This window comes from Micromonospora siamensis, assembly GCF_900090305.1.
Classification (GTDB): Bacteria; Actinomycetota; Actinomycetes; order Mycobacteriales; family Micromonosporaceae; genus Micromonospora; species Micromonospora siamensis.
The window spans coordinates 568,400-588,475 of the sequence record NZ_LT607751.1; the positions used below are offsets into that span (position 1 = coordinate 568,400).

The following is a 20,076-nucleotide window of genomic DNA, read 5'->3' on the forward strand; positions in this document are numbered from 1 at the left end:
GGTAATGCAGCTCACCTGTCCCAAGTGTCACGGAGACATGCGCCAGTACGAGCGCAGCGGAGTCGTCATCGACCAGTGCACCGAGTGCCGGGGAATCTTCCTCGACCGGGGCGAACTCGAGAAGTTGTTCGAGGCCGAGGCCAACTGGAACCAGCAGCACCCCGGCCAGCCGCCCGCGCAGCCCGCCGCCCCCGGCCAGCACGTCCACGCCCAGGGCGGGTACGCGCCGCCACCACCGCCTCCGCCGCCGGCACACCAGCCGGGCTACGGGGCGGTGCCGCCACCGCCCCCGCCGCCGCCCGGCCACGGCTACCCGCCGCAGCCCGCGTACGGCGGCCACGGGCAGCAGCAGCACTACGGCTACCACGGCCACTACAAGCGCAAGAAGCACAAGAGCTTCCTCGACGAGATGTTCGGCTGACGTACCACCTCCGCGGGTCGGGCCCTCCGCGGCCCGGCCCGCGGCCGGTCGGACGGCGTGCCCTCGGGGTCCCGCCGTGCGACGCTGCACACCATGACGCCGCAGGGGCAGCACATCGCGTTGGCGCAGGCGTACGACGGGATCACCCGGGTGGTTGCCGCGCTCGACGACGCCGACCTCCAGCGACCGACCCGATGCCGGGGCTGGGTCGTCGCCGACCTGCTGTTCCACCTGCTCTGCGACGCGCAACGAGCCCTGGTCACCCTGGCGAGCCCGGCGGACGGACCGCCCGACGTCGACGACGTCGGCTACTGGCGGTCCTTTCCGCCCGGCGACGACGGCGCCCGGCACGCCTGGTGGGCGCGCCGCTCGGCTGCCGCCTTCGACCAGCCCACCGGAATCGTCCGGCTCTGGACCGACACCGCACCGGCCGCGGTACGCGCCGCCGGTGCCGCCGTCCAGACGTCCGACCCGGACGCGTGCGTCACCACCCAGGGACACGTGCTGCGGATCGGTGACTTCCTGGCGACGCTCACCACCGAGGCCGTCGTACACCACCTCGACCTGGTGCTCGACCTGCCGGACGCGCCGGCGCCCGGCCAGCTGGCCACGGCCGTCGCGGTGGCCACCATGGACGGGCTGCTCAGCGACGACGCGGTCCGGCCGGCGGGGTGGGACGACGTCGAGTTCCTGTTGAAGGCGACCGGACGGGAGCCGCTCGGCGAGCGGGACCGGGTGGAGCTGGGCGACGCGGCGGGCTGGTTCCCGCTGCTCGGCTGAGCGCGGCACGACGGGTGGAGGTCGGGCACCGGTGGTAGGGCCGCAGTGGGGCTAACTCTCAGCGGATCGCACTCGAAGGACGAGATGATCGCCAGCCCGCACTATCGCGGCAGCCCGCTCGGCCTTTCGGCTCAGTGCGGTTTCGGCGTCCCGATAGAGCAGGTCGATGATCCCCCGCGCCGGCCGGCCGGTCGTTCCCACCGTCGCGATGGTCTTGTGCGGTCGCACCGTCAGGTTGCAGGAGACCCGCTCGGAGAGAAAGTCGACGAACGGTTCGAGCAGGCGCGGGCGGCCGACCAACCGGAACTGGGGACTCAGCGGACCACCCGGCCTTTTGGCGTAGGCGCCGATGGAGCCGTCGCCGTCCACGACGCCCCGCCAGAAATCCCGGGAAGACGTCAGCTGCTCGTTCACGGAACCGGTGTAACGGCCGAGTTGCAAGAGCCTGTCGGCGAGTTGCGTCGATCGGACCGCGAACTGACAGGAACGCAGTTTGGGATTCGGTGCCGAAATACTGCTGGTCGAGCCGAGAAAAGTGCGCAACGCCACCAAGTGGTCACGATCGCATTCGGCCAGCCCGACCGACACCGTGGGTAGGTGGCCCTGCCGGGCCGTCACCGAACCATCCGCGAAGAGAAACCCAGCCCAGTAGCAGGCGGTCGGCGTCAACTCGTCGAAGGCGCCATGATTCAGGGTATGCACCCGCAGTGGTACGCCACGCCGGAGCAGGAGGCCCCGGACCGACGGCTCCGAAACACCGACCTCTCGGGCGATCTGCGCGATCGACGCGCCCTCCAGGTATCGCCGGACCACAGCTTCACGCTGGTGGTCGGTGAGCCTTCCGGATCTCCTCGGCGGAATGCCGCGGCGGCGCAGCAGCCCGCGAACGGCTTGCCGGGTGACGCCGTATTCCTCCGCCAATCCGGTGAGGCTCTCGCCTCGGTCCGCACGGTCAATGACCGCGTTTATCTGAGCCTCGGAGAGAGCCATGGCTCATTTTCTCATACGATTGCCATGTCGACGAACCGAGAAAGGTGGAGTTGCGCGGCGACAGTGATGGAATCGGTAGGACCATTCCGATGTTTGGCGATGATGAAATCCGCCTCTCCCGCCCGGGGGGATTCCTTGTCGTAGTAATCGTCGCGATGCAGAAGGATGACAACGTCAGCATCCTGCTCAATTGAGCCTGATTCACGCAAATCGGACAACTGGGGTCGCTTGTCTGTGCGCTGCTCCGGGCCACGGTTCAGCTGGCTGACCGCGATGACCGGGCACTCGACCTCCTTAGCCAGCAGCTTGAGGCCACGAGACAGGTCGGCGACCTCCTGCTGACGGCTCTCGGTGCGCTTGGGCGAGGTCATCAGCTGGAGGTAGTCGACCACGATCATCTTGAGGTCGTGCTTCTGCTTGAGCCGGCGGGCCTTGGCCCGGATCTCCATCAGGTTCATGCTCGGCGTGTCGTCGACGAAGAGCGGGGCCTCGCTGATCTCGCCCATGCAGCGGGCCAGCTTGGTCCAGTCGTCGTCGGAGAGCTGACCGCTGCGCAGTACGTGCAGCGGCACCCGCGCCTCGGCCGAGAGCAGTCGCATGACAATCTCGACCTTGCTCATTTCCAGCGAGAAGATCGCCGCCGCCTGGTTGGCTCTGATAGCCGCATTTCGGGCAAAGTCCATACTTGCCGTACTTTTGCCCAAACCAGGTCGACCCGCCACGATGATCAACTGCCCCGGGTGCAGGCCGTTGAGCAGCCGGTCCAGGTCGGTGAAGCCGGTCGGCACGCCGGTCATCACGCCGCCCTGCGCACCGACCGCCTCGATCTCGTCCAGGGTCGGCTGGAGCATGTCGGCCAGGACGGCGAAGTCCTCGCTGACCCGCTTCTCGGTGATCTCGTAGACCGCCTGCTGGGCCAGGTCGACGACGTCGTCGACGTCCCGACTGCCACCGGCCGCGGTGCCGTAGCCGAGTTGGACGATCCGGGTGCCGGCCTCGACCAGCCGGCGCAGCACGGCGCGCTCGGCGACGATCCGGGCGTAGTAGGAGGCGTTCGCCGCCGTCGGCACGGCGGACATGCAGGTGTGCAGGTAGGGCGCGCCGCCGATCCGGGCGAGGTCGCCGGAGTCGGCGAGGGCCGCCGCCACGGTGATCGCGTCGGCCGGCTCACCCCGACCGTAGATGTCGAGGATCTTGTCGAAGATGGTGGCGTGCGCCGGCCGGTAGAAGTCGGTGGTCTTCAGGATCTCGACGACGTCGGCGATGGCGTCCTTGGAGAGCAGCATGCCGCCGAGCACGCACTGCTCGGCGGCGACGTCCTGCGGCGGGGTCTTCTCGAACTGACCCTCACGTGGCTCGAACTGGCCGTCGCGAGGGGCGGGGGCGGCCGACTGTCCGCCGCCCCGGGGCTCCGCCCGCATGTCGTCGGTGACCGACACGGATCCCCCTCCACTGCAACGTCGACTACCAGCTCTACCGCTCGGGTGCGACAACTTCCGATCCGGACCGGTCCGGTCGATCGGGGGCCATCGCGCGACCGGTCGGTGCCCCACGATACGGAACCCGAGGTCAGAGCCCAACCACACCGGTGGACGAGCCTCGGGACAACCTGTGGACGCCGGTGCACAGGCATGTGCGCAGGATGTGCACAGCTTGTGGAAAACCTTGGAGGAATTCTGACCACATTGGCCCTGAGCTGCGAAAACTTGATCCCCGCCCTGTGGATGAGGATTTTCTGGTGAAGCTGTCCGGCCGGTTTTCCCGTACTATCTGCTGCGAACGGCTACACCTGGACAGCGGATTGCGCTTTCGGTTGAGAAGGGTCACGCTCCGGCCGTGAGTTACCGGGACTGGGAGCGCGGGGAGGGCAGCCCGCGCGCGCGTCAGCCGATCGCCGGCTGGGACGACCCCCGCGAGCCGCTCCCGGCCGACCCGTACTCCGTCGACCCGGAGCCTCGCCGCACATCGGCCCGACGGCGGGCCCTCGAACGCGGTCCCCGGGACGCGGTCGATTCCTACCTGCCCCGCTGGGCCGTGGAGTCGGGCATCGCCCACCCCGACGGTCGTGGGCGGCACGCCGCGCCGGACGACGGTGAGGGCGACGACCGCCCGTCCTCCGGGTCGGGCTGGCAGGGCGGATACGGCAGGCGCGCAGAGCCGGCGCGCGGCGGGCTGCGGGCGATCGGCGCCGCGCCCGAGGCGGAGCACACCAGCGAGTGGACCTTCGACCGCCCGCAGGAGCAGGGGTACGTCGGCAGTCGTCGCGCCGACCCGTCCGACGAGCCGGTCTCCGGGGCGGTGCCGGCGGCCCGGCCTCGGCGCTCGGCCTCCCGACGTCCACAGGTGACCTGGTCGGGCGGCGAGGAGCCGGACGATCCGGAGCCTGAGCGGCGGACCCGACGGGCCCGGCGCGCCGCGGCGGAATCCATGCCGGCCGTCGACCCGTGGAGTCGTACCGCCGAGGTGGAGCCGGAGCAGACGGCCGCGGTGGACCCGTGGGACGCCTCGGGCGTACACGCCTGGCAGGGGTCCGGCGCCGACCGGTCCGGTGCGGCAACCCGCTGGGACCAGGGCGAACACACCGGCCAGTGGGAGGGTTACGCCGACACCGGCGAGTCGACCGACGGCTGGGAGTGGGATCGCGGCGGTCGTGACGTACGGTCGGCCGACAGTGCGGGCACCGACCGGGGCGACTGGGTGGGTGAGGACTCCGGTTCCGGCCGGTGGGAAGGTCAGCGGGCCACCCGCCGGGATCAGGCCGAGGCGGAGGGCCGGTCCATGGGCGCCCGGCGGAACCGTTCCGAGGCGGAGCGGTGGTATGGGACGGACCCGGCACCGGCGGCGGAGCCGACGACCGGTGAGGGCTGGACATGGCCGGAGCAGCCGGAGGAGTTCTGGTCCGGCACCCGGTTGGCCGGTGACGATCCCCGGTGGATGGATCCGCCGCCGTCGGCGCCCCGGTCGCCCGCGGTGGCGTACACGGCACCCCGACCGAGGGCCAGTGCGCGGCCGACGGCGCCGGTCGGCCGGGCCGGGTCGGCGGAACCCTGGTCGTTGCGCCAGCGGACGGAACCGGCGGCTGGCGGGGTTTGGGGGCGCCGCCTGGAGGACGACCTGCTGGATCCGGATCCCGGTGGTCCGCTGCGTCCGCTGGTCTACACGGCGGCCTGTTACCTGGTGCCGGCGGTACTGGTCTTCCTCTGGCTGTTGACGCTCGACGGGCAGGCGCCTCCGGGTTGCGTGACCGACATCAGTGGTGGCGGCTGCGACTCGCCGCGGGCGCACGCCCTCGGATCACTGCTGGCGGGCGCTCCGCGCTTCGGGCTGGCGTTGGTGAGCAGCCTGGTCGTGGCGGTCGTGCTGCGCCGGGTGGGTACGACGTGGCGGTCGGCGACGGTGGCATTGGCCGCGGCGGTGGTCGGTGGGGGTCTCTCCACGGTGATGATCAGTGCGGTGACCGGTCAGCCGATCGGCTGACCGACCAGTCACGGCGGGGCGTCGGACCGGCATGCGGTCCGGCCCGCCTTCCGTGCACGGGCATCCGAGCCCGGATCCGGGGGGCGCGGTCGATGCGGAACCGGATGTCAGAGCGAGGACGCGGAAAGGCCCGCACCGGATCACCGGTGCGGGCCTTTCCGTCGTGCGGTGTGGGTCAGCCCTGGACGACGTTGAGGTCGAACTTGGCGGACACCTCGGGGTGCAGCTTGACGCTGACCGGGTAGGTGCCGGTCGACTTGATGTGACCGGGCACCTCCAGCCGGCGGCGGTCGAGGACCGGGCCGCCGGCGGCCTTGACGGCGTCGACGATCTCGGCCGGGGTGACCGAGCCGAAGAGCCGGCCGCCCTCACCGGCGCGCGCCTTGAGGCTGACCTTGAGGCCCTCGAGCTGGCCCTTGACCTCGTTGGCGTGGTCCAGGTCGCGGATCTCGCGAGCCCCACGGGCCCGCTTGATCAGGGTGACCTGCTTCTCCGCGCCCTTGGTCCAGGCGATGGCGAAGCCCTGCGGCAGCAGGTAGTTACGGCCGTAGCCGTTCTTCACCTCGACGATGTCGCCCGGGGTGCCGAGGCCGGACACCTCCTGAGTCAGGATGATCTTCATTTCGGTGCCCCCTCTCAGCGAGCCGTGGCGGTGTACGGCAGGAGCGCCATCTCACGGGCGTTCTTGACCGCACGGGCGATCTGCCGCTGCTGCTGCGAGGTGACGCCGGTCACCCGCCGAGCGCGGATCTTGCCGCGGTCGGAGATGAACTTGCGCAGCAGCGCGGTGTCCTTGTAATCGATGTAGGTGATCCCGTCCTTGTCGAGCGGGTTCACCTTCTTCTTCGGCTTGCGAAGGGCCGCAGCCTTGGCCATTGACCTTGCTCCTGGTTTGCGATCGCGGGCGCTCGGCGCCATTAGAACGGAGGCTCCTCGTCGAAGTTGCCGCCCGAACCGGAGCGGGAGGGACTGGGTGCGGCCGAGGCCCAGGGGTCGTCGAAGTTGCCTCCGCCGCCGCCCTGGTTGCCACCACCACCGGAGCCGAAGCCGCCGCCACCACCGCCGGAGCGAGACATCTTCTGCACCTTCGCCGTGGCGTAGCGCAGAGACGGGCCGATCTCGTCGACCTCGAGCTCGATGACGGTGCGCTTCTCACCCTCGCGGGTCTCGTACGACCGCTGGCGCAGCCGACCCGAGACGATCACGCGGGCGCCCCGCTGCAGCGACTCGGCGACGTGCTCCGCCGCCTGCCGCCACACCGTGCACGCCAGGAAGAGTGGCTCGCCGTCCTTCCACTCGCCGGAGGCCTTGTCCATGAACCGGGGCGTCGAAGCGACCCGGAACTTGGCGACCGCCGCGCCGGACGGGGTGAACCGCAACTCGGGGTCATCGGTCAGATTGCCGATGACCGTGATGGTGGTGTCTCCTGCCATGACCAACTCCTCGCGCACTCATCAGTTCCGTCCCAGGCTCTCAGAGCCGTACGACAGTGCCGATGAGGCTGATCCGGGCGAACCGGGGTTGAATGCTTAGCGCATCTCCGGCCGGATGACCTTGGTACGCAGCACGGACTCGTTCAGCCGCAGCTGGCGGTCGAGTTCGGCCACCGCCTCCGGCGTCGCCTGAAGGTCAACGACGGCGTAGATGCCCTCGGCCTTCTTGTTGATCTCGTACGCGAGGCGCCGGCGGCCCCACACGTCGGTCTTCTCCACCGAGCCACCCGCGGTCCGGATCACGTTCAGGTACGTGTCGAGCGACGGGGCGACGGTGCGCTCCTCGAGGCTGGGGTCGAGGATCACCATTACTTCGTAATGACGCAAGACGTGCTCACCTCCTGTGGGCTATGCGGCCACGGTCCTTCCGTGGCAGGAGGTCTGCGTCGTGGCCCGCTCGCACCGGGGGGACCCGGCCGGGCGCGGACAACCGGACCAGAATACCCGGTCCCGTCGATCATGCCCGGGCAGGTCGGCGCGACCCTACGGGCGCGGCGACGGGGGCCCGGCCGGCGTCGACCGCCGAACCCGGACCCCCGTCCACGAGGCCGCGGGGCGTCCCGTCCGCATTCCTTGGGTGGGACCTGGGGAGGAACGACCACACCGATGAGGTTGGACCGAAGACGCCCCGCGGAGCTTTATCGTGTTGTTATGTGACGGTACAACGGCTTCGGTCACTTCTCGGGGTTTTTGGGGAAATTCACCCCGGTCCTTCCGCCTTCACCGTTCACTCCCGCCTCCGGTACGCCCGGCCGCCCCCACGATCCGCGGCTCGACGCATCCACCCCGGTCAACGACCTGGCGTCGGTCGGGTGACGCGAACCGCACCGGAACCCGGCCGGATCCGGCACGCCGACCCGCCCGCAGGCGTCGCACGGAGCGTCGGGGGTGGGACGTAGGCTCGCCTTCATGCGTATCGGAGCTCACGTCGACTCGACCGACCCGTTGGCGGAGGCAGCCGCCCGCAGCGCCGACACCGTCCAGTTCTTCCTCTCCGACCCACAGGGGTGGAAGGCGCCGAAGCCCCGGGAGGACGCGGAGCGACTCACCTCCGCCGGCGTCGACCTCTACGTGCACGCGCCGTACGTCATCAACGTCGCCACGCTCAACAACCGGATCCGGATCCCCAGCCGCAAGCTGCTGCTGGGGCACGCGGACGCCGCGGCGGCGATCGGCGCCAAGGGCCTGATCGTGCACGGTGGGCACGTCAACGCCGGCGACGACCTGGCGGTCGGCTTCGACAACTGGCGCAAGACCTTCGCGTACGCGGCGGACTCGGGCGGCTTCAAGCTGCCCGTCCTGATCGAGAACACCGCCGGCGGCGACAACGCCTGCGCCCGCCGGCTCGACGCGCTGGCCCGGCTCTGGGACGCCATCGGCGGCTACGACGTGGGTTTCTGCCTGGACACCTGCCACGCCCACGCCGGGGGTGAGGAGCTGCTCGGCCTGGTCGACCGGGTCAAGGCCATCACCGGCCGGATCGACCTGGTGCACGCCAACAACTCCAAGGGCGCGTTCAACTCCGGCCAGGACCGGCACGACAACCTCGGCGGCGGCACCATCGACCCGGATCTGGTGGTCGCGGTCATCCGCGCGGCCGACGCTCCGGTGATCGTCGAGACGCCCGGTGGGGCGACGGGCCAGGGCGCGGACATCGCCTTCCTGCGGGACCAGCTCGGTCCGGAGGGCCGGGCCGCATGACGACCGACCAGTCCGACGCGCCGGGCGGCGCCGGCCCGGCCGGAAAGGACCGGACGACCGTCGACACCGGCGCGGGCGACAGCACGGGCACCGGCGCTGCCCCCGACCACACGGGCACCGGGGAGTCAGCGGCCGGTGAGTCGGGTCCGGCGCGGTCCGGGCCGGCCCACACCGCGCCGACGGCCCCCGAGCCCGCTGGCACCGCGGCCCCCGAGCCCGCCGGCACCGTGGCCGAGAAGCCCGCCGGCACCGCGGCCCCCGAGCCCGCCGGCACCGCGGCCCCCGAGCCCGCCGGCACCGCGGCCCCCGAGCCCGCCGGCACCGCGGCCGAGAAGCCCGCCGGCACCGCGGGCCGGGAGCCGGCCGGCTCAGCGTCCGATGGGCCGGTCCCCGCGACCGCGGTGCCCGCCGCCGCGACCGGCGGTCCGGCCGCGGCCTCGGACGGTGACCCCGCCGGGCGTACGCCCACCGGCCCCGACCCGGACCGCTGGGAGGCCTTCGGTCCGGTGCCCGAACGGCAGCCCACCAGGCTCGGTCGGGTCCGGCGGCGGCTCGGCCGCTTCTGGGGCCACGAGTGGACGCTGGCGGCCCTCGGGTCGCTCGCGCTGGCCGTGCTGCTGACCTGGCCGACTTTGCGCTATCCGCTCTACACCCTGCCGCAGGACTACTGGGACCCGAGCCTGCAGTCCTGGCAGCTGGCCTGGTCTGGGCACGCCCTGCTCACCGACCCCGCCCGGCTGTTCCAGTCCAACACGTTCTTCCCCGAGCCCTGGAGCTTCGCCTTCTCCGACATGCTGCTCGGCTACGCGCCGGCCGGCCTGGTCGGCACCGGGCCCGAGGCGGCCGTCCTGCGCTACAACGTCCTCTTCGTGCTGGCCCACGGGCTGGCCACCTTCGGGGCGTACGCGCTGGCCCGCCAGCTCGGGTCGGGGCGGATCGGGGCCGCGGTGGCCGGCGTCAGCTACACGTACGCCCCGTGGCTGCTGGCCCAGGCCGGTCACCTGCACATCGTCTCCAACGGAGGCATCCCGCTGGCGTTGGCCATGCTGGCCCGGGGCCACGGCTGGTCGTTGCGGCACGGCTACCGGCCCGAACGCCGCCGCACCGGCTGGGTGTACGCCGGCTGGCTGGTCGCCGCCTGGCAGCTCAGCCTCGGTTTCGGCATCGGCCTGCCGTTCGCGTACCTGATGGCGGGCGTCGTGCTGGTCGCGGCGGTGCTGTGGGTGGCGCGTCGGCCGGTGTTCGGTGCCCGGCTGCTCCTCGCCGACCTGATCGGCGGGGCGGTCTTCGCCGCGGTCGGTGCGCTGCTCTCCATCCCGTACTTCAAGGTGGCCGAGCTGCACCCGAACGCGCAGCGGACCATCGGCGACATCGCCATCTACTCGCCGCCGGTGAGCGGCTTCTTCACCGCGCCGGGTGAGTCCCGGGTCTGGGGCACCCTGCACGAGGGTGCCCGGGCCGCTCTGCCCTGGCCACCGGAGATGACCCTGCTGCCGGGCTTCGTGCTCTACGCGCTGGCCCTCGGCGGCCTCTTCTTCTCGGTGTGGCGGCTGCGGCACCGGCTGTTCCTGCTGGCCGGGGTGGTGGTCACCATGGCGCTGGCGATGGGCACCCGGTTCTTCGACGGCACCTTCACCTACGTGCCCCTCTTCGACCACCTGCCCGGCTGGAACGGCCTGCGGACGCCGGGGCGGATGATGCTCTGGGCGACGCTGCTGCTGGGCCTGCTGGCGGCGGGCGCGGTCAGCGCCTTCGGCGAGCGGGTACGCGAGATCGCCGCCGAACGGCCGCCGTACCGTCCGGGACCGTGGCTGCGGCTGGCCACGCTCGTCCCGCTGCTGCTGGTGGCGGTCGAGGGCCTGAACTCCACCCCGCATCCGGTGGTGCCCGCCCAACCGGCGGCGCTGCGTTCGGTGGACGGTCCGCTGCTGGTGCTGCCGAGCAGCCAGAACCTGGACCAGCCGGTGATGCTCTGGACCACCACGAAGTTCCAGCAGGTGGTCAACGGGGGCAGTGGCTTCACCCCGGACCAGCTCGACCGGGTCCGCCGGTCGACGCTCACCTTCCCCGACGCGGCGAGCGTCCAGCAGTTGCGCGACCTCGGGGTACGCAACGTGGTGCTGCTGCGGGACCAGCTTCCCGGGACTCCCTGGGAGCGGGTTGTCGACAACCCGGTCGACGGGTTGGGGATCACCCGGTCCGAGGTGGGGTCGGCGGTCGTCTACCGGCTCTGAGCGTCGGGGCTCCGCTTCCGAAGGATCCGACCAGCCGTTTGCTCAGGTGGTGGCGGTGGCTGGGGTGGGGGCCTCCTCGGTTGAGGTGTCGCGGTGGCGCCAGCGTTGGAACCAGGGTGCGTCGGGGGCACCGTCGAGGACGCCGCCGTCGGGGTCGTCGCGGTAGGTGTGCCGGACGACGTCCAGCTCGGGGTGCAGGATCTCCCGGATCACCAGTACGCAGAGCAGCACCACCGTGCCGAGTCGCAGGGTGGAGGCGAGCACGAAGACACCCTCGGGGATGACCGGGGCGTGGTTGGGGGTGGCGCCGAGCAGCTCGGCGTAGAACGCGGCGAAGTAGGCGACCTCGGCGATCTGCCAGGCCAGGAAGGCGCCCCAGCGCGGCCGGGCCAGCACCACCAGCGGCAGCAGCCAGAGCACGAACTGCTGCGACCACACCTTGCTGAAGATCAGGAAGGCGGCCACCACCAGGAAGGCGAGCTGCGCCAGCCGGGGCCGGCGCGGCGCGACCAGCACCAGCGCGGCCACGCCGACGCAGGCCAGCCCGAACAGCGCGTACGACAGCAGGTTCAGGGTGGGGGTGTGCAGGTTCAACCACTCGAACGGCCCCGGGTCGGCGGGGTCGGTGCCGATCCGGCCGTCGAGGTAGCGGCCGATGTACCAGAGGGTGCCCCAGTCGATCGGCCGCTCGGTGTTCAGCTCGAAGAACCGGTTCCAGTTGTCCCGGTACGGGATCGCCACCGGCAGGTTCACCGCGACCAGGGCGACGAGCCCGGCGGCGGTGGCGGTGAGCGCCGCCTTCAACCGGCCGGCGCGCAGCGCGAGCACCAGCAGCGGCCCGAACAGGAACAACGGCCACATCTTCGCCGCCCCGGCCAGCCCCAGCAGCGCGCCGGCCAGGACGATCAGGGCGGACCCGTGCCGGCCGGTTCCGGCGCGGGCCCAGGCGAGCAGCCCGAACGCGGCCAGGCCGATGGCGAGCAGGTCCCAGTTGACCGTGGCGGTGAGCAGCAGGGCCGGCGAGAGGGCGAAGAGCGCGGCGTCCCATGGTCGTCGGCGGCGCAGCGAGAGGATGGTGGCCACGGTGCCCACCGCCAGCAGGCTGAGCACCAGGGCGTTGGCGTTGTAGAACCACTGCGCCTGGTTGATCGCCGGGTTGTCGGCGCCCAGGGAGTGCACCGGCAGCCCGATGGCGCCCATGAAGTAACCGGTGAGCACCGGGTACTCGACCGGGTGGTCGGCGTAGGGCACCGCGCCCTCGTTCAGCTTCTCGGCGTAGTAGAGCGCCAGCACGTCGGTGTAGCAGAGCCGGGTGTACTGGGTGTTGTTCTGCCAGGCGCCGTCCTGGCAGGGCGACTTCTGCACCCAGTGCAGCGCGAGCGTCAGGCAGGCGAGCGCCAGCACGATCCGGGCGGCCGTCCAGAACCGGCCGTGGTCGCCGGCCGGCCGTTCCACCGCGTGCTCGCCGAGCGGCCCGCCGATCAGCTCGGACGCGCCGCGGACGAAGCCGTCCGAGCGGGACGGGTGGTCGCTGCTGCCGGTCCCGTCGGTCGCGGGCGTCGACTGGGTGCTCATGGAGAGGCATCCTGCCGTACGTAGGGGGTCCACGTCCCGCCGGAGACGCGACATCCCGGTACGCAAAACGCCGACGGCGGCCGGAGGTCCGGCCGCCGTCGGCGGAGGTGCTGCGATCAGTACGGGTTCAGTCTCGGTGGTGTGGTCGGCAGGATGCCACCACCGCCGCCACCACCGTTGCCGTTGCCGCCGCCCGGCCCGCCCGGGAACCCGGGGAAGGTCGGCTGCTGCGGTTGCTGCGGCTGCTGGGGTTGCTGCGGGCAGAACGGGTTCAGCGGGTCGGCGGCGCAGGGGTTCGGCGGCGGGGCGGGCTTCGCCGGCTCGACCCCGTTGCCGGTCTTGTCGTTGCCCATGCCGGTGACGTCCGGCAGCTTGTCCTTGGGCTGACCCTGGAGCGCCTCGTCCATGTAGCGCTTCCAGATCTTGGCGGGCAGGCCGCTACCGCCGATGTTCTCCTTGTCCTTGTCGATCAGCTCCGGCCGCTTCGGGTCCCGGCTGCCGATCCAAACCGCAGTGGCGATCTCGGGGGTGTAGCCGACCATCCAGGCGTGCCCGTTCGCCCTGCTGCCATCGCGCGCCTCCCAGGTGCCGGTCTTGCCGGCGGCCTCCCGGCCGCCGTCCAGGGCGGCGTGGTTGGGACCGGGGATCTGCTTGAGCACGCCGGCCACCTCGTCGGTCACCTGCGGGTTGAGCAGCTGCTTCGGGTCCCGCTTCTCCCCGCTCCCGGGGACGTTCTGCCAGAGACCGGTATCCCGATTCTGCTGCTGGATCTTGATGACGAAGTGGGCCTTGTTGTAGAGGCCCCGGTTGGCCAGCGTGGCCAGCCCGTTGGCGTGGTCGAGCACGGTGATCGGGTACTTGCCGAATGCCGTCCAACCGTCGAGCCCGGCCGCGGCCGCCTTCTCCGGCGTCTCCTTCCGGAGGTCGTGCATCCTGTTGTCGGCGACGGTCCACATCATCGAGACGCCGGCCCGGCGGGCGATGTCCAGCACCTTGGGGACGCCGATGCCGACCTCCTTGTCGGCGGCGACATGGTAGAAGGGCACGTTGTACGACTTGATCGTCGACTGCTCCAGCGTGCACCACTTGCCGCAGACGCCGGCGCCGCGGCGGGCGTTGCCGATCTCGTTCTTGCCGTCCGGCTTGAACGGGGTGGCGTCCCAGTGCGACTTCACCGAGACGCCCGCGTCGATCGCGGCGGCCAGAGTGTAGATCTTGAACGACGAGCCCGGCGGGTGCCCACCGGTGGGGTCACCGTTCTTGTCGGTGTTCAGGCCGGCGTAGTCGAAGTCGGCGCCGCTTTCGCCGCCGTAGTAGGCGAGCACCCGTCCGCTGCGCGGGTCGATCGAGACCAGCGCGGACATCAGGTTCTTGGGCTGACCGTAGAGCTCCGAGCCCTTCAGACCCGGGCGCGCGGCCTCCTCGGCGTACTTCTGGAGCTTGGGGTCGAGGGTGGTGGTGATCCGGTAGCCGCCGTCACGCAGCTCGTCGACGCAGCTCGGCTTGCCTTCAGCGCCGGAGTTGGAGCAGATGCCCCACTGCTCCATCTCCTTGCGGACATAGTTGATCACGTTGCCCTTGGGGGTCTTCACGCCGAACGACGCCGAGCCGGCCTTGCTCGGCGGGAGCACCTTCGGGTATTTGGCCGGGCGGGTGGCATCGGTCAGCCAGCCCTCGGTGACCATGCCGTCCAGGACGTAGGTCCACCGCTGCTGGGCGTCGGGCAGGTTGACCGCCGGGTCGTACCCCTTGTGGGTGGTGCTGGCCACCGGCTGCTTGATCAGCGCCGCGAGCACCGCGCCCTGGGCCACGGTGAGCTTCTTCGCCGGTACGCCGAAGTAGGTCTGCGCCGCCGCCTCGATGCCGTACGCGCCACGGCCGAAGTAGATCGTGTTGAGGTAGTGCTCCATGATCTGCGACTTCGTGTACTTGTCGTTCAGCTTGGAGGCGAGAATCGCCTCCTTGACCTTCCGGGCGTAGGAGTCGTCCTTCAGGTTCTCGTAGGCGTTACGGGCGTACTGCTGGGTGATCGTCGAGGCGCCCTGCTTGTCGCCGCCGGTGAAGTTGTTCCACGCGGCCCGGGCGATGCCCTTGTAGTCGACGCCCGAGTGCCGGTAGAAGTTCCGGTCCTCGGCGGCGGCCACCGCGTGCTGGACGTGCTCCGGGATCTGCTCGATCTTGATGAGCTGGCGGTTCTCGTTGCCGAGCTTCGCCGCGACGGTCTTACCGTCGTTCATGTAGATCGTGGTGGAGAGCGGTAGCGGGATGGCGCTGGGCAGCACCACGGTGGTCGAGTAGTAGGTGAACCCGACGACGCCGACGCCGGCCAGCATGATGAACACGGCGAAGGCTGCGATCAGCAGGTTGATCCGGCGCCGCTTCTTCGCCCGGGCCACCGCGTCCGGGTTGCCACCACGGCCGCGGCCCGGGCCAATGCCGCCGGGACCGTCCGGCCCATCGGGTCCGCCGGGACCACCGCCGAGCGGCGAGACCCCGGCCCGGCCAACGGTCGCCCGACCGGCGGGGCCACCCACCGCCGCCGAACCGACGCTCGCCCGGCCGGCCGAGCCGACACCGACCGAGGCGCGGCCGGCGGAGCCTACGCCCACCGAGGCGCGGCCCGCGGGCGCCGGGGAGACCGGCACGGCGGCCCGGCCGCCGCCGGACTGCGGCGGCACCGAGGCCCGTCCACCACCGGGAGCAGGCGACACCGGCACCGAGGCGCGTCCGGGCCGGCCGGGGGTCGCACCGGGCGCCGGGGAGACCGGCACACTCGCCCGTCCGCCACCGGCCCGGCCGGCGACGGCGCCACCGACGGAGGCGCGTGCTCCCACCGAGGCGCGGCCGCTGGGGCCGGCGCCCTCCGATCCGGAGGACCAGCCACCGCCGGACCGCTGGTCACCGTTGGCACCGGGGACCTGGGCCCGCCCACGCTGGGAACTGGGATCGCCGTACGAACTCATTCCTCACACCCTGCCGGTCGCGGTGGGACGCGGACGCGCCACCACCGGTTTGCCGTGAGTTGAAACACCGGAAGCCCTGGCCGGTGACCACCCGACGCGGGACGTCCTAACTGAACTAATCGGACCAATCAGGCACCAGACCCGTCGATCTCCCCATCCGACTTGCACGGTACCGGGATCGACCGGATCAGCGGGGGTCACCGTCGCGCCTCTCGCCTCCGTCGCGGGGTCGCATCGGCGACCGCGTCACCCTGCTCGGCCAAGTCGTCCGCACCGCCGGCCAGCCCGTCCCGGCCGAGCAGGAACTGCTCGACGAGATGGTTCCAGTCACAACCGGGGCACACCTCCACCACGAAGACCTGGAACTCACGCAGCGTCATCGCCAGCATCGACAGCTCGGCCCGGCTGCGGGCCTGACCGGCGGACTGCTTGAGTTCGTCGCCGTAAATGTAGTGGACGTGGATCAGGTTCTCGCTGCGGCAGATCGGGCACCGCTGCTCGGTCGGCTCGCCGTGGAACCGGGCGGCGTTCTTCAGGTACGGCGAGGCGTCGCAGACGTCGTACGTGCCGACCCGGGAGGCGAGGAGCTCACGCAGCACTGCTCGCTTCTGGAGCGAGTAGTCGACGACCTGGCGCTGCGTACGCATGCCGGAAAGGGTACGCGGTCACGGCGCGCGAGGCGACCATGGTCACAATGCGTTACCCCGGTGTCGCGTAAAGAGGGTTTGCCCTGATCATAGGAGAGGCACTAGGTTGCGATGTATCGGTCCGATACATCGCGGCGGTTACCGCTTCGCGCCGGAGGGTAAAGAAGGGGTGGCCCGTGCTCGAGCTAGCCATCCTGGGTCTCCTGCAGGAGTCTCCGATGCACGGCTACGAGCTGCGTAAGGAGTTGACCGCCAAACTCGGCGCCATCCGGGCGGCGATCAGCTACGGCTCGCTCTACCCGACCCTGCGCAGGTTGCAGGCGGCGGGCTGGATCACCGAAGCGGCCGAGACGCCCGCGACCGCCGAGGAGGTTCCCGCGCTGACCAGCCGACGAGGTCGGGTGGTCTACAAGATCACAGCGGAGGGCAAGGAACGCTTCGCCCAACTGATCGCGCAGGCCGGTCCCGAGACGTACGACGACACTGGTTTCGGCGTGCACTTCGCGTTCTTTTCCCGCACGGACCAGGCGACCCGCCTCCGCATCCTGGAGGGGCGTCGCCGCACGATCGAGGAACGTCGCGAAGGGCTACGCGACGTGCTGGGCCGAGCGGCCGAGCGCCTCGACGCGTACACCCTGGAACTGCAACGCCACGGGCTCGACGCCTGTGAGCGCGAGGTCCGCTGGCTGGAGGAGCTCATCGCCAACGAGCGCTCCGGCCGGGCCCCGACGGTCCCGCAACTCGGGACGGCCGGCGGCCGACGAGATGACAACAGCCCGCCCCCGCCTGGAGAGTCCAGGACAGAGCGGCCGTGATGAAGAAGAAGGAGGCAGACGCTATGGGCTCCGTCCGCGTCGCCATCGTCGGTGTGGGTAACTGCGCCTCGTCCCTCGTGCAGGGCGTTGAGTACTACCGGAACGCCGACCCGAACGACCGCGTCCCGGGTCTCATGCACGTCACCTTCGGCGACTACCACGTATCTGACGTGGAGTTCGTCGCGGCGTTCGACGTGGACGCCAAGAAGGTGGGCATGGACCTCGCGGAGGCGATCGTCGCCAGCGAGAACAACACCATCAAGCTCTGCGACGTGCCGCCGACCGGCGTCAGTGTGCAGCGCGGTCCGACCTTCGACGGTCTGGGCCAGTACTACCGGGAGATCGTCGAGGAGTCGGACGCCGAGGCCGTCGACGTGGCGCAGGCGCTGCGTGACGCCCAGGTCGACGTGGTCGTCTCCTACCTGCCGGTCGGCTCCGAGCAGGCCGACAAGTTCTACGCCCAGGCCGCGATCGACGCCGGCTGCGCGTTCGTGAACGCCCTGCCCGTCTTCATCGCCTCCGACCCGGAGTGGGCCAAGAAGTTCGAGGACGCGGGCCTGCCGATCGTCGGTGACGACATCAAGAGCCAGGTCGGCGCCACCATCGTGCACCGCGCCCTGGCGAAGCTCTTCGAGGACCGCGGGGTCGAGCTGCTGCGCACCTACCAGCTCAACTTCGGCGGCAACATGGACTTCATGAACATGCTGGAGCGCAACCGTCTGGTCTCGAAGAAGATCTCGAAGACCCAGTCGGTCACCTCGCAGATCCCGCACGAGATGAGCAAGAGCGACGTGCACATCGGCCCGTCGGACCACGTGCCGTGGCTCGACGACCGCAAGTGGGCGTACATCCGCCTGGAGGGCCGCTCCTTCGGTGACACCCCGCTCAACGCCGAGCTCAAGCTCGAGGTGTGGGACTCCCCGAACTCGGCCGGTGTCATCATCGACGCCGTCCGGGCCGCGAAGATCGCGCTGGACCGCAAGATCGGTGGCCCGATCCTCTCGGCCTCCTCGTACTTCATGAAGTCCCCGCCGAAGCAGTACGCCGACCACGACGCGCACGCCGCCGTCGAGGCCTTCATCAAGGGCGAGGTCGAGCGCTGACGTCCTGATCCACCGCAACACCGTCGAGGGCCGGGTCCGCAGGGACCCGGCCCTCGCCGTTTTCAGGCCGACATCTCCAGGTACGGCGACAGCCGCAGCGCCAACTCCTCGACCGAGTCGACCTCGCCACTGGTCAACGCCTCGGTCAGCGCCATCCGTTCCTTGGCCGGCATGGAGAGGCGCAGGCCGGAACGGCTCAGGAAGACGCGCGTCGCGGCCCAGGCGAGCCCCGCGTTCCACAGGTCGAGGGGACGCCAGATCATCAGCCCGTGCATCAGCGCTGCGGCCTTGTCCAGCGCGGTCGGGTAGACGGCCCGTCCGATCAACCGAGCGTGCGGCCGGCCTGCCGCCGCCACCAGGATCCCGGCGTCCCGCACCTGGCTTCGCGGCCCGGTGTGCTCGGCCAGGAGGGTGAGCAGGTCTTCGGCGTCCGGCCAGGGATGCGTCACCGGTCACCCAACATTTCGAAGAACTCCGCGTCCTCCGCGAAGACCCGCCTGGCGGCCTGACGGGTCCACTCGTCCCGTTCGTGCCGGTCCAGGTACGCCTGAACCGCCACCTCGACCGTCTTGTGCATCGACCGGTGCTCCGCCTCGGCGAGCTCCTTGAGCCGCTGCTCGACCTCGGGCTTCAGGTTCAGGGTGAAGGCCATACCAGATTTGTATAACTCGTTCGTGGGCACGTCAACCACGCTGGGCACCACGTCTCCTCCCGCTGCGTCGGCAGAGTCGAGAAGTCGTCCACGCCCGGGATCTGGATCGCCGGGTTCAGTTGCACCCCGCGCACTGTCGCCTTCACGACCAGGCGCGGCGCAGGGCCACCGCGGCCTCCAACTCCAGCAGGGTCACCTTGCGCGGCAGGCCCCCGCCGAAGCCGACCAGCTTGCCGCCCGCGCCGACGATCCGGTGACAGGGCACGATCACCGGGACGGGGTTGCGGTTGCAGGCCACCCCGACCGCCCGGGCCCCGCCCGGATCGCCGACCGCCCGGGCCACCTCGCCGTAGGTGAGCGTCTCGCCGTACGGGATCCGGGTCATCTCCCGCCACACCGCCCGTTCGAAGTCCGAGCCGCGCGGCGCCACCACCGGCACGGTGAACTCGGTCAGCTCGCCGGCGAAGTAGTCGCGCAGCTCCGCCACCGCCCGGGCGGCGAGCCCGTCGCCGGGCTCCTCGACCGCCGACTCCACCCGGCCGAAGTGCGCGCCCCGGACCGCCGCGTCGTCGGTGGCCACGGAGAACTCGCCGATCGGGGTGTCGAGCACGGTCCAGCGCATCCGGCCATTCTGCCCCGGCGCCGAGCGTGCCGGAACGCTCACCCTGTGGCGTTGCCCTGGATGGCTACCGTACAGATCGTGGCCACGGGAACACTGATCTTCCTCGTCATCGGCGGCGTCGGCGTCGCCGTGCTGGCCCTCGGGCTGCTCGGCACCGGGCTGCTGCACCTCGGTGGTCCGGACGTCGACGGTCCGGTGTCGCTGGAGGCGGTGGCCGGCTTCGTCGGGGCGTTCGGCTTCGGCGCGGCGATCGTCAACGAACTGCTCGGCGGGCGTACCCCCGGGATGCTGGCGGTCGCGGTGGCCGGCGGCGCGTTCGCCGCGGTGCCCACCGCCTGGCTGGCGTCCCGGCTCAGCCGGGCGGCCCGGGACATGCGCACCGACCCCACCCCCACCCGCGACCACCTGGTCGGCGCGATCGGCCTGGTGGTCACCCCCGTCCCCGTCGACGGCTACGGCGAGGTGCGGGTCCGCCTCGCCGGGCAGCCGGTGAAGCTCAACGCCCGCGCCGACCGGCCGATCCCGGTCGGCGTCCGGATCTTCGTGGTCGAAGCGCTCAGCGAGACCAGCGTCCACGTCGAAACCTACTGAACGGACAACCCC

At 70.9% G+C, this 20,076-nt stretch carries 20 protein-coding genes; 8 read left to right on the forward strand and 12 right to left on the reverse strand.

Translation table 11 applies throughout. The annotated features are described in order from the left end of the window. Window positions 1–4: 4 nt before the first annotated feature. Both GA0074704_RS02615 and GA0074704_RS02620 read left to right on the forward strand, forming a co-directional pair. A complete protein-coding gene (locus tag GA0074704_RS02615) occupies window positions 5–421 on the forward strand; it encodes a TFIIB-type zinc ribbon-containing protein (protein ID WP_088969007.1) in 417 nt (138 codons plus the stop codon). A 93-nt stretch (window positions 422–514) separates the two neighbouring features. Beyond that, on the forward strand, window positions 515–1,201 hold the full coding sequence (locus tag GA0074704_RS02620) for a maleylpyruvate isomerase N-terminal domain-containing protein (RefSeq protein WP_088969008.1): 687 nt from the start codon (window positions 515–517) through the stop codon (window positions 1,199–1,201). A 51-nt stretch (window positions 1,202–1,252) separates the two neighbouring features. Here GA0074704_RS02620 and GA0074704_RS02625 read toward each other — a convergent pair whose 3' ends face one another. Next, on the reverse strand, window positions 1,253–2,191 hold the full coding sequence (locus GA0074704_RS02625) for an RNA polymerase sigma factor (protein WP_088969009.1): 939 nt from the start codon (window positions 2,189–2,191) through the stop codon (window positions 1,253–1,255). An 11-nt stretch (window positions 2,192–2,202) separates the two neighbouring features. After that, on the reverse strand, window positions 2,203–3,630 hold the full coding sequence (dnaB, locus tag GA0074704_RS02630; RefSeq protein WP_088969010.1) for a replicative DNA helicase: 1,428 nt from the start codon (window positions 3,628–3,630) through the stop codon (window positions 2,203–2,205). Between the two features lie 397 nt (window positions 3,631–4,027). Here dnaB and GA0074704_RS02635 point away from each other — a divergent pair, with 397 nt between their 5' ends. Next, complete coding sequence (locus GA0074704_RS02635) at window positions 4,028–5,668, forward strand: hypothetical protein (RefSeq protein ID WP_088969011.1); 1,641 nt, start codon at window positions 4,028–4,030, stop codon at window positions 5,666–5,668. A gap of 175 nt (window positions 5,669–5,843) precedes the next feature. Here the strand turns inward: GA0074704_RS02635 and rplI are convergent, their stop codons facing one another. The 4 genes from rplI to rpsF form a co-directional block, all read right to left on the reverse strand. Continuing rightward, window positions 5,844–6,290: a 50S ribosomal protein L9 gene (rplI, locus tag GA0074704_RS02640; protein ID WP_088969012.1), complete on the reverse strand. Its 447-nt coding sequence runs from the start codon at window positions 6,288–6,290 to the stop codon at window positions 5,844–5,846. A gap of 14 nt (window positions 6,291–6,304) precedes the next feature. Then, the gene (gene rpsR, locus GA0074704_RS02645; protein WP_007073789.1) at window positions 6,305–6,544 is read right to left on the reverse strand and encodes a 30S ribosomal protein S18; all 240 of its coding nucleotides are present in this window, start codon (window positions 6,542–6,544) and stop codon (window positions 6,305–6,307) included. Window positions 6,545–6,585: 41 nt separating this feature from the next. Continuing rightward, complete coding sequence (locus tag GA0074704_RS02650; RefSeq protein ID WP_172880362.1) at window positions 6,586–7,119, reverse strand: single-stranded DNA-binding protein; 534 nt, start codon at window positions 7,117–7,119, stop codon at window positions 6,586–6,588. Window positions 7,120–7,197: 78 nt separating this feature from the next. Continuing rightward, window positions 7,198–7,488, reverse strand: coding sequence for a 30S ribosomal protein S6 (gene rpsF / locus GA0074704_RS02655; protein ID WP_088643630.1), 291 nt, complete (start codon window positions 7,486–7,488; stop codon window positions 7,198–7,200). A 582-nt stretch (window positions 7,489–8,070) separates the two neighbouring features. Between rpsF and GA0074704_RS02660 the strand changes: the two genes are divergently transcribed. Both GA0074704_RS02660 and GA0074704_RS02665 read left to right on the forward strand, forming a co-directional pair. Beyond that, the gene (locus tag GA0074704_RS02660; RefSeq protein WP_088969013.1) at window positions 8,071–8,862 is read left to right on the forward strand and encodes a deoxyribonuclease IV; all 792 of its coding nucleotides are present in this window, start codon (window positions 8,071–8,073) and stop codon (window positions 8,860–8,862) included. Beyond that, window positions 8,859–11,096, forward strand: a complete 2,238-nt coding sequence (locus GA0074704_RS02665; protein WP_088969014.1) for a hypothetical protein — start codon at window positions 8,859–8,861, stop codon at window positions 11,094–11,096. Before GA0074704_RS02660 ends, GA0074704_RS02665 begins: the two co-directional genes overlap by 4 nt. A gap of 42 nt (window positions 11,097–11,138) precedes the next feature. Here GA0074704_RS02665 and GA0074704_RS02670 read toward each other — a convergent pair whose 3' ends face one another. The 3 genes from GA0074704_RS02670 to GA0074704_RS02680 form a co-directional block, all read right to left on the reverse strand. Beyond that, window positions 11,139–12,671, reverse strand: coding sequence for a glycosyltransferase family 87 protein (locus GA0074704_RS02670; RefSeq protein WP_088969015.1), 1,533 nt, complete (start codon window positions 12,669–12,671; stop codon window positions 11,139–11,141). A 116-nt stretch (window positions 12,672–12,787) separates the two neighbouring features. Beyond that, a complete protein-coding gene (locus GA0074704_RS02675) occupies window positions 12,788–15,067 on the reverse strand; it encodes a transglycosylase domain-containing protein (RefSeq protein WP_377471030.1) in 2,280 nt (759 codons plus the stop codon). A gap of 764 nt (window positions 15,068–15,831) precedes the next feature. Continuing rightward, on the reverse strand, window positions 15,832–16,281 hold the full coding sequence (locus GA0074704_RS02680; protein ID WP_088969017.1) for a DUF5318 domain-containing protein: 450 nt from the start codon (window positions 16,279–16,281) through the stop codon (window positions 15,832–15,834). 176 nt (window positions 16,282–16,457) lie between these two features. Here GA0074704_RS02680 and GA0074704_RS02685 point away from each other — a divergent pair, with 176 nt between their 5' ends. Beyond that, window positions 16,458–17,096 carry a PadR family transcriptional regulator gene (locus tag GA0074704_RS02685; protein ID WP_088969018.1) on the forward strand — a complete coding sequence of 213 codons (639 nt, stop codon included), beginning with the start codon at window positions 16,458–16,460 and terminating at the stop codon, window positions 17,094–17,096. Window positions 17,097–17,119: 23 nt separating this feature from the next. Continuing rightward, entirely contained in the window at window positions 17,120–18,199 is a 1,080-nt protein-coding gene (locus GA0074704_RS02690) for an inositol-3-phosphate synthase (RefSeq protein WP_088969019.1), read from the forward strand. 62 nt (window positions 18,200–18,261) lie between these two features. On the opposite strand, the gene GA0074704_RS02695 is transcribed toward GA0074704_RS02690, so the two are convergent. From GA0074704_RS02695 to GA0074704_RS02705, 3 genes are all read right to left on the reverse strand, one after another. After that, complete coding sequence (locus GA0074704_RS02695) at window positions 18,262–18,648, reverse strand: type II toxin-antitoxin system death-on-curing family toxin (protein WP_088969020.1); 387 nt, start codon at window positions 18,646–18,648, stop codon at window positions 18,262–18,264. Further along, entirely contained in the window at window positions 18,645–18,851 is a 207-nt protein-coding gene (locus GA0074704_RS02700) for a ribbon-helix-helix domain-containing protein (RefSeq protein ID WP_088969021.1), read from the reverse strand. The genes GA0074704_RS02695 and GA0074704_RS02700 overlap by 4 nt, the downstream gene beginning before the upstream one ends. Window positions 18,852–18,993: 142 nt before the next feature. Then, complete coding sequence (locus GA0074704_RS02705; RefSeq protein ID WP_088969022.1) at window positions 18,994–19,473, reverse strand: methylated-DNA--[protein]-cysteine S-methyltransferase; 480 nt, start codon at window positions 19,471–19,473, stop codon at window positions 18,994–18,996. A 60-nt stretch (window positions 19,474–19,533) separates the two neighbouring features. On the opposite strand from GA0074704_RS02705, the gene GA0074704_RS02710 reads away from it, so the two are divergent. Continuing rightward, a complete protein-coding gene (locus GA0074704_RS02710) occupies window positions 19,534–20,064 on the forward strand; it encodes a hypothetical protein (protein ID WP_088969023.1) in 531 nt (176 codons plus the stop codon). Window positions 20,065–20,076 lie beyond the last annotated feature (12 nt).

What these genes read in the sequence shown, in the direction of transcription:
- GA0074704_RS02615 (WP_088969007.1), top strand. Translation starts at nt 5, where the DNA reads ATGCAGCTCACCTGTCCCAAGTGTCACGGAGACATGCGCCAGTACGAG.
- GA0074704_RS02620 (WP_088969008.1), top strand. Translation starts at nt 515, where the DNA reads ATGACGCCGCAGGGGCAGCACATCGCGTTGGCGCAGGCGTACGACGGG.
- GA0074704_RS02625 (WP_088969009.1), bottom strand. Translation starts at nt 2,191, where the DNA reads ATGGCTCTCTCCGAGGCTCAGATAAACGCGGTCATTGACCGTGCGGAC.
- rplI (WP_088969012.1), bottom strand. Translation starts at nt 6,290, where the DNA reads ATGAAGATCATCCTGACTCAGGAGGTGTCCGGCCTCGGCACCCCGGGC.
- rpsR (WP_007073789.1), bottom strand. Translation starts at nt 6,544, where the DNA reads ATGGCCAAGGCTGCGGCCCTTCGCAAGCCGAAGAAGAAGGTGAACCCG.
- GA0074704_RS02660 (WP_088969013.1), top strand. Translation starts at nt 8,071, where the DNA reads ATGCGTATCGGAGCTCACGTCGACTCGACCGACCCGTTGGCGGAGGCA.
- GA0074704_RS02665 (WP_088969014.1), top strand. Translation starts at nt 8,859, where the DNA reads ATGACGACCGACCAGTCCGACGCGCCGGGCGGCGCCGGCCCGGCCGGA.
- GA0074704_RS02670 (WP_088969015.1), bottom strand. Translation starts at nt 12,671, where the DNA reads ATGAGCACCCAGTCGACGCCCGCGACCGACGGGACCGGCAGCAGCGAC.
- GA0074704_RS02680 (WP_088969017.1), bottom strand. Translation starts at nt 16,281, where the DNA reads ATGCGTACGCAGCGCCAGGTCGTCGACTACTCGCTCCAGAAGCGAGCA.
- GA0074704_RS02690 (WP_088969019.1), top strand. Translation starts at nt 17,120, where the DNA reads ATGGGCTCCGTCCGCGTCGCCATCGTCGGTGTGGGTAACTGCGCCTCG.
- GA0074704_RS02700 (WP_088969021.1), bottom strand. Translation starts at nt 18,851, where the DNA reads ATGGCCTTCACCCTGAACCTGAAGCCCGAGGTCGAGCAGCGGCTCAAG.
- GA0074704_RS02705 (WP_088969022.1), bottom strand. Translation starts at nt 19,473, where the DNA reads ATGCGCTGGACCGTGCTCGACACCCCGATCGGCGAGTTCTCCGTGGCC.
- GA0074704_RS02710 (WP_088969023.1), top strand. Translation starts at nt 19,534, where the DNA reads ATGGCTACCGTACAGATCGTGGCCACGGGAACACTGATCTTCCTCGTC.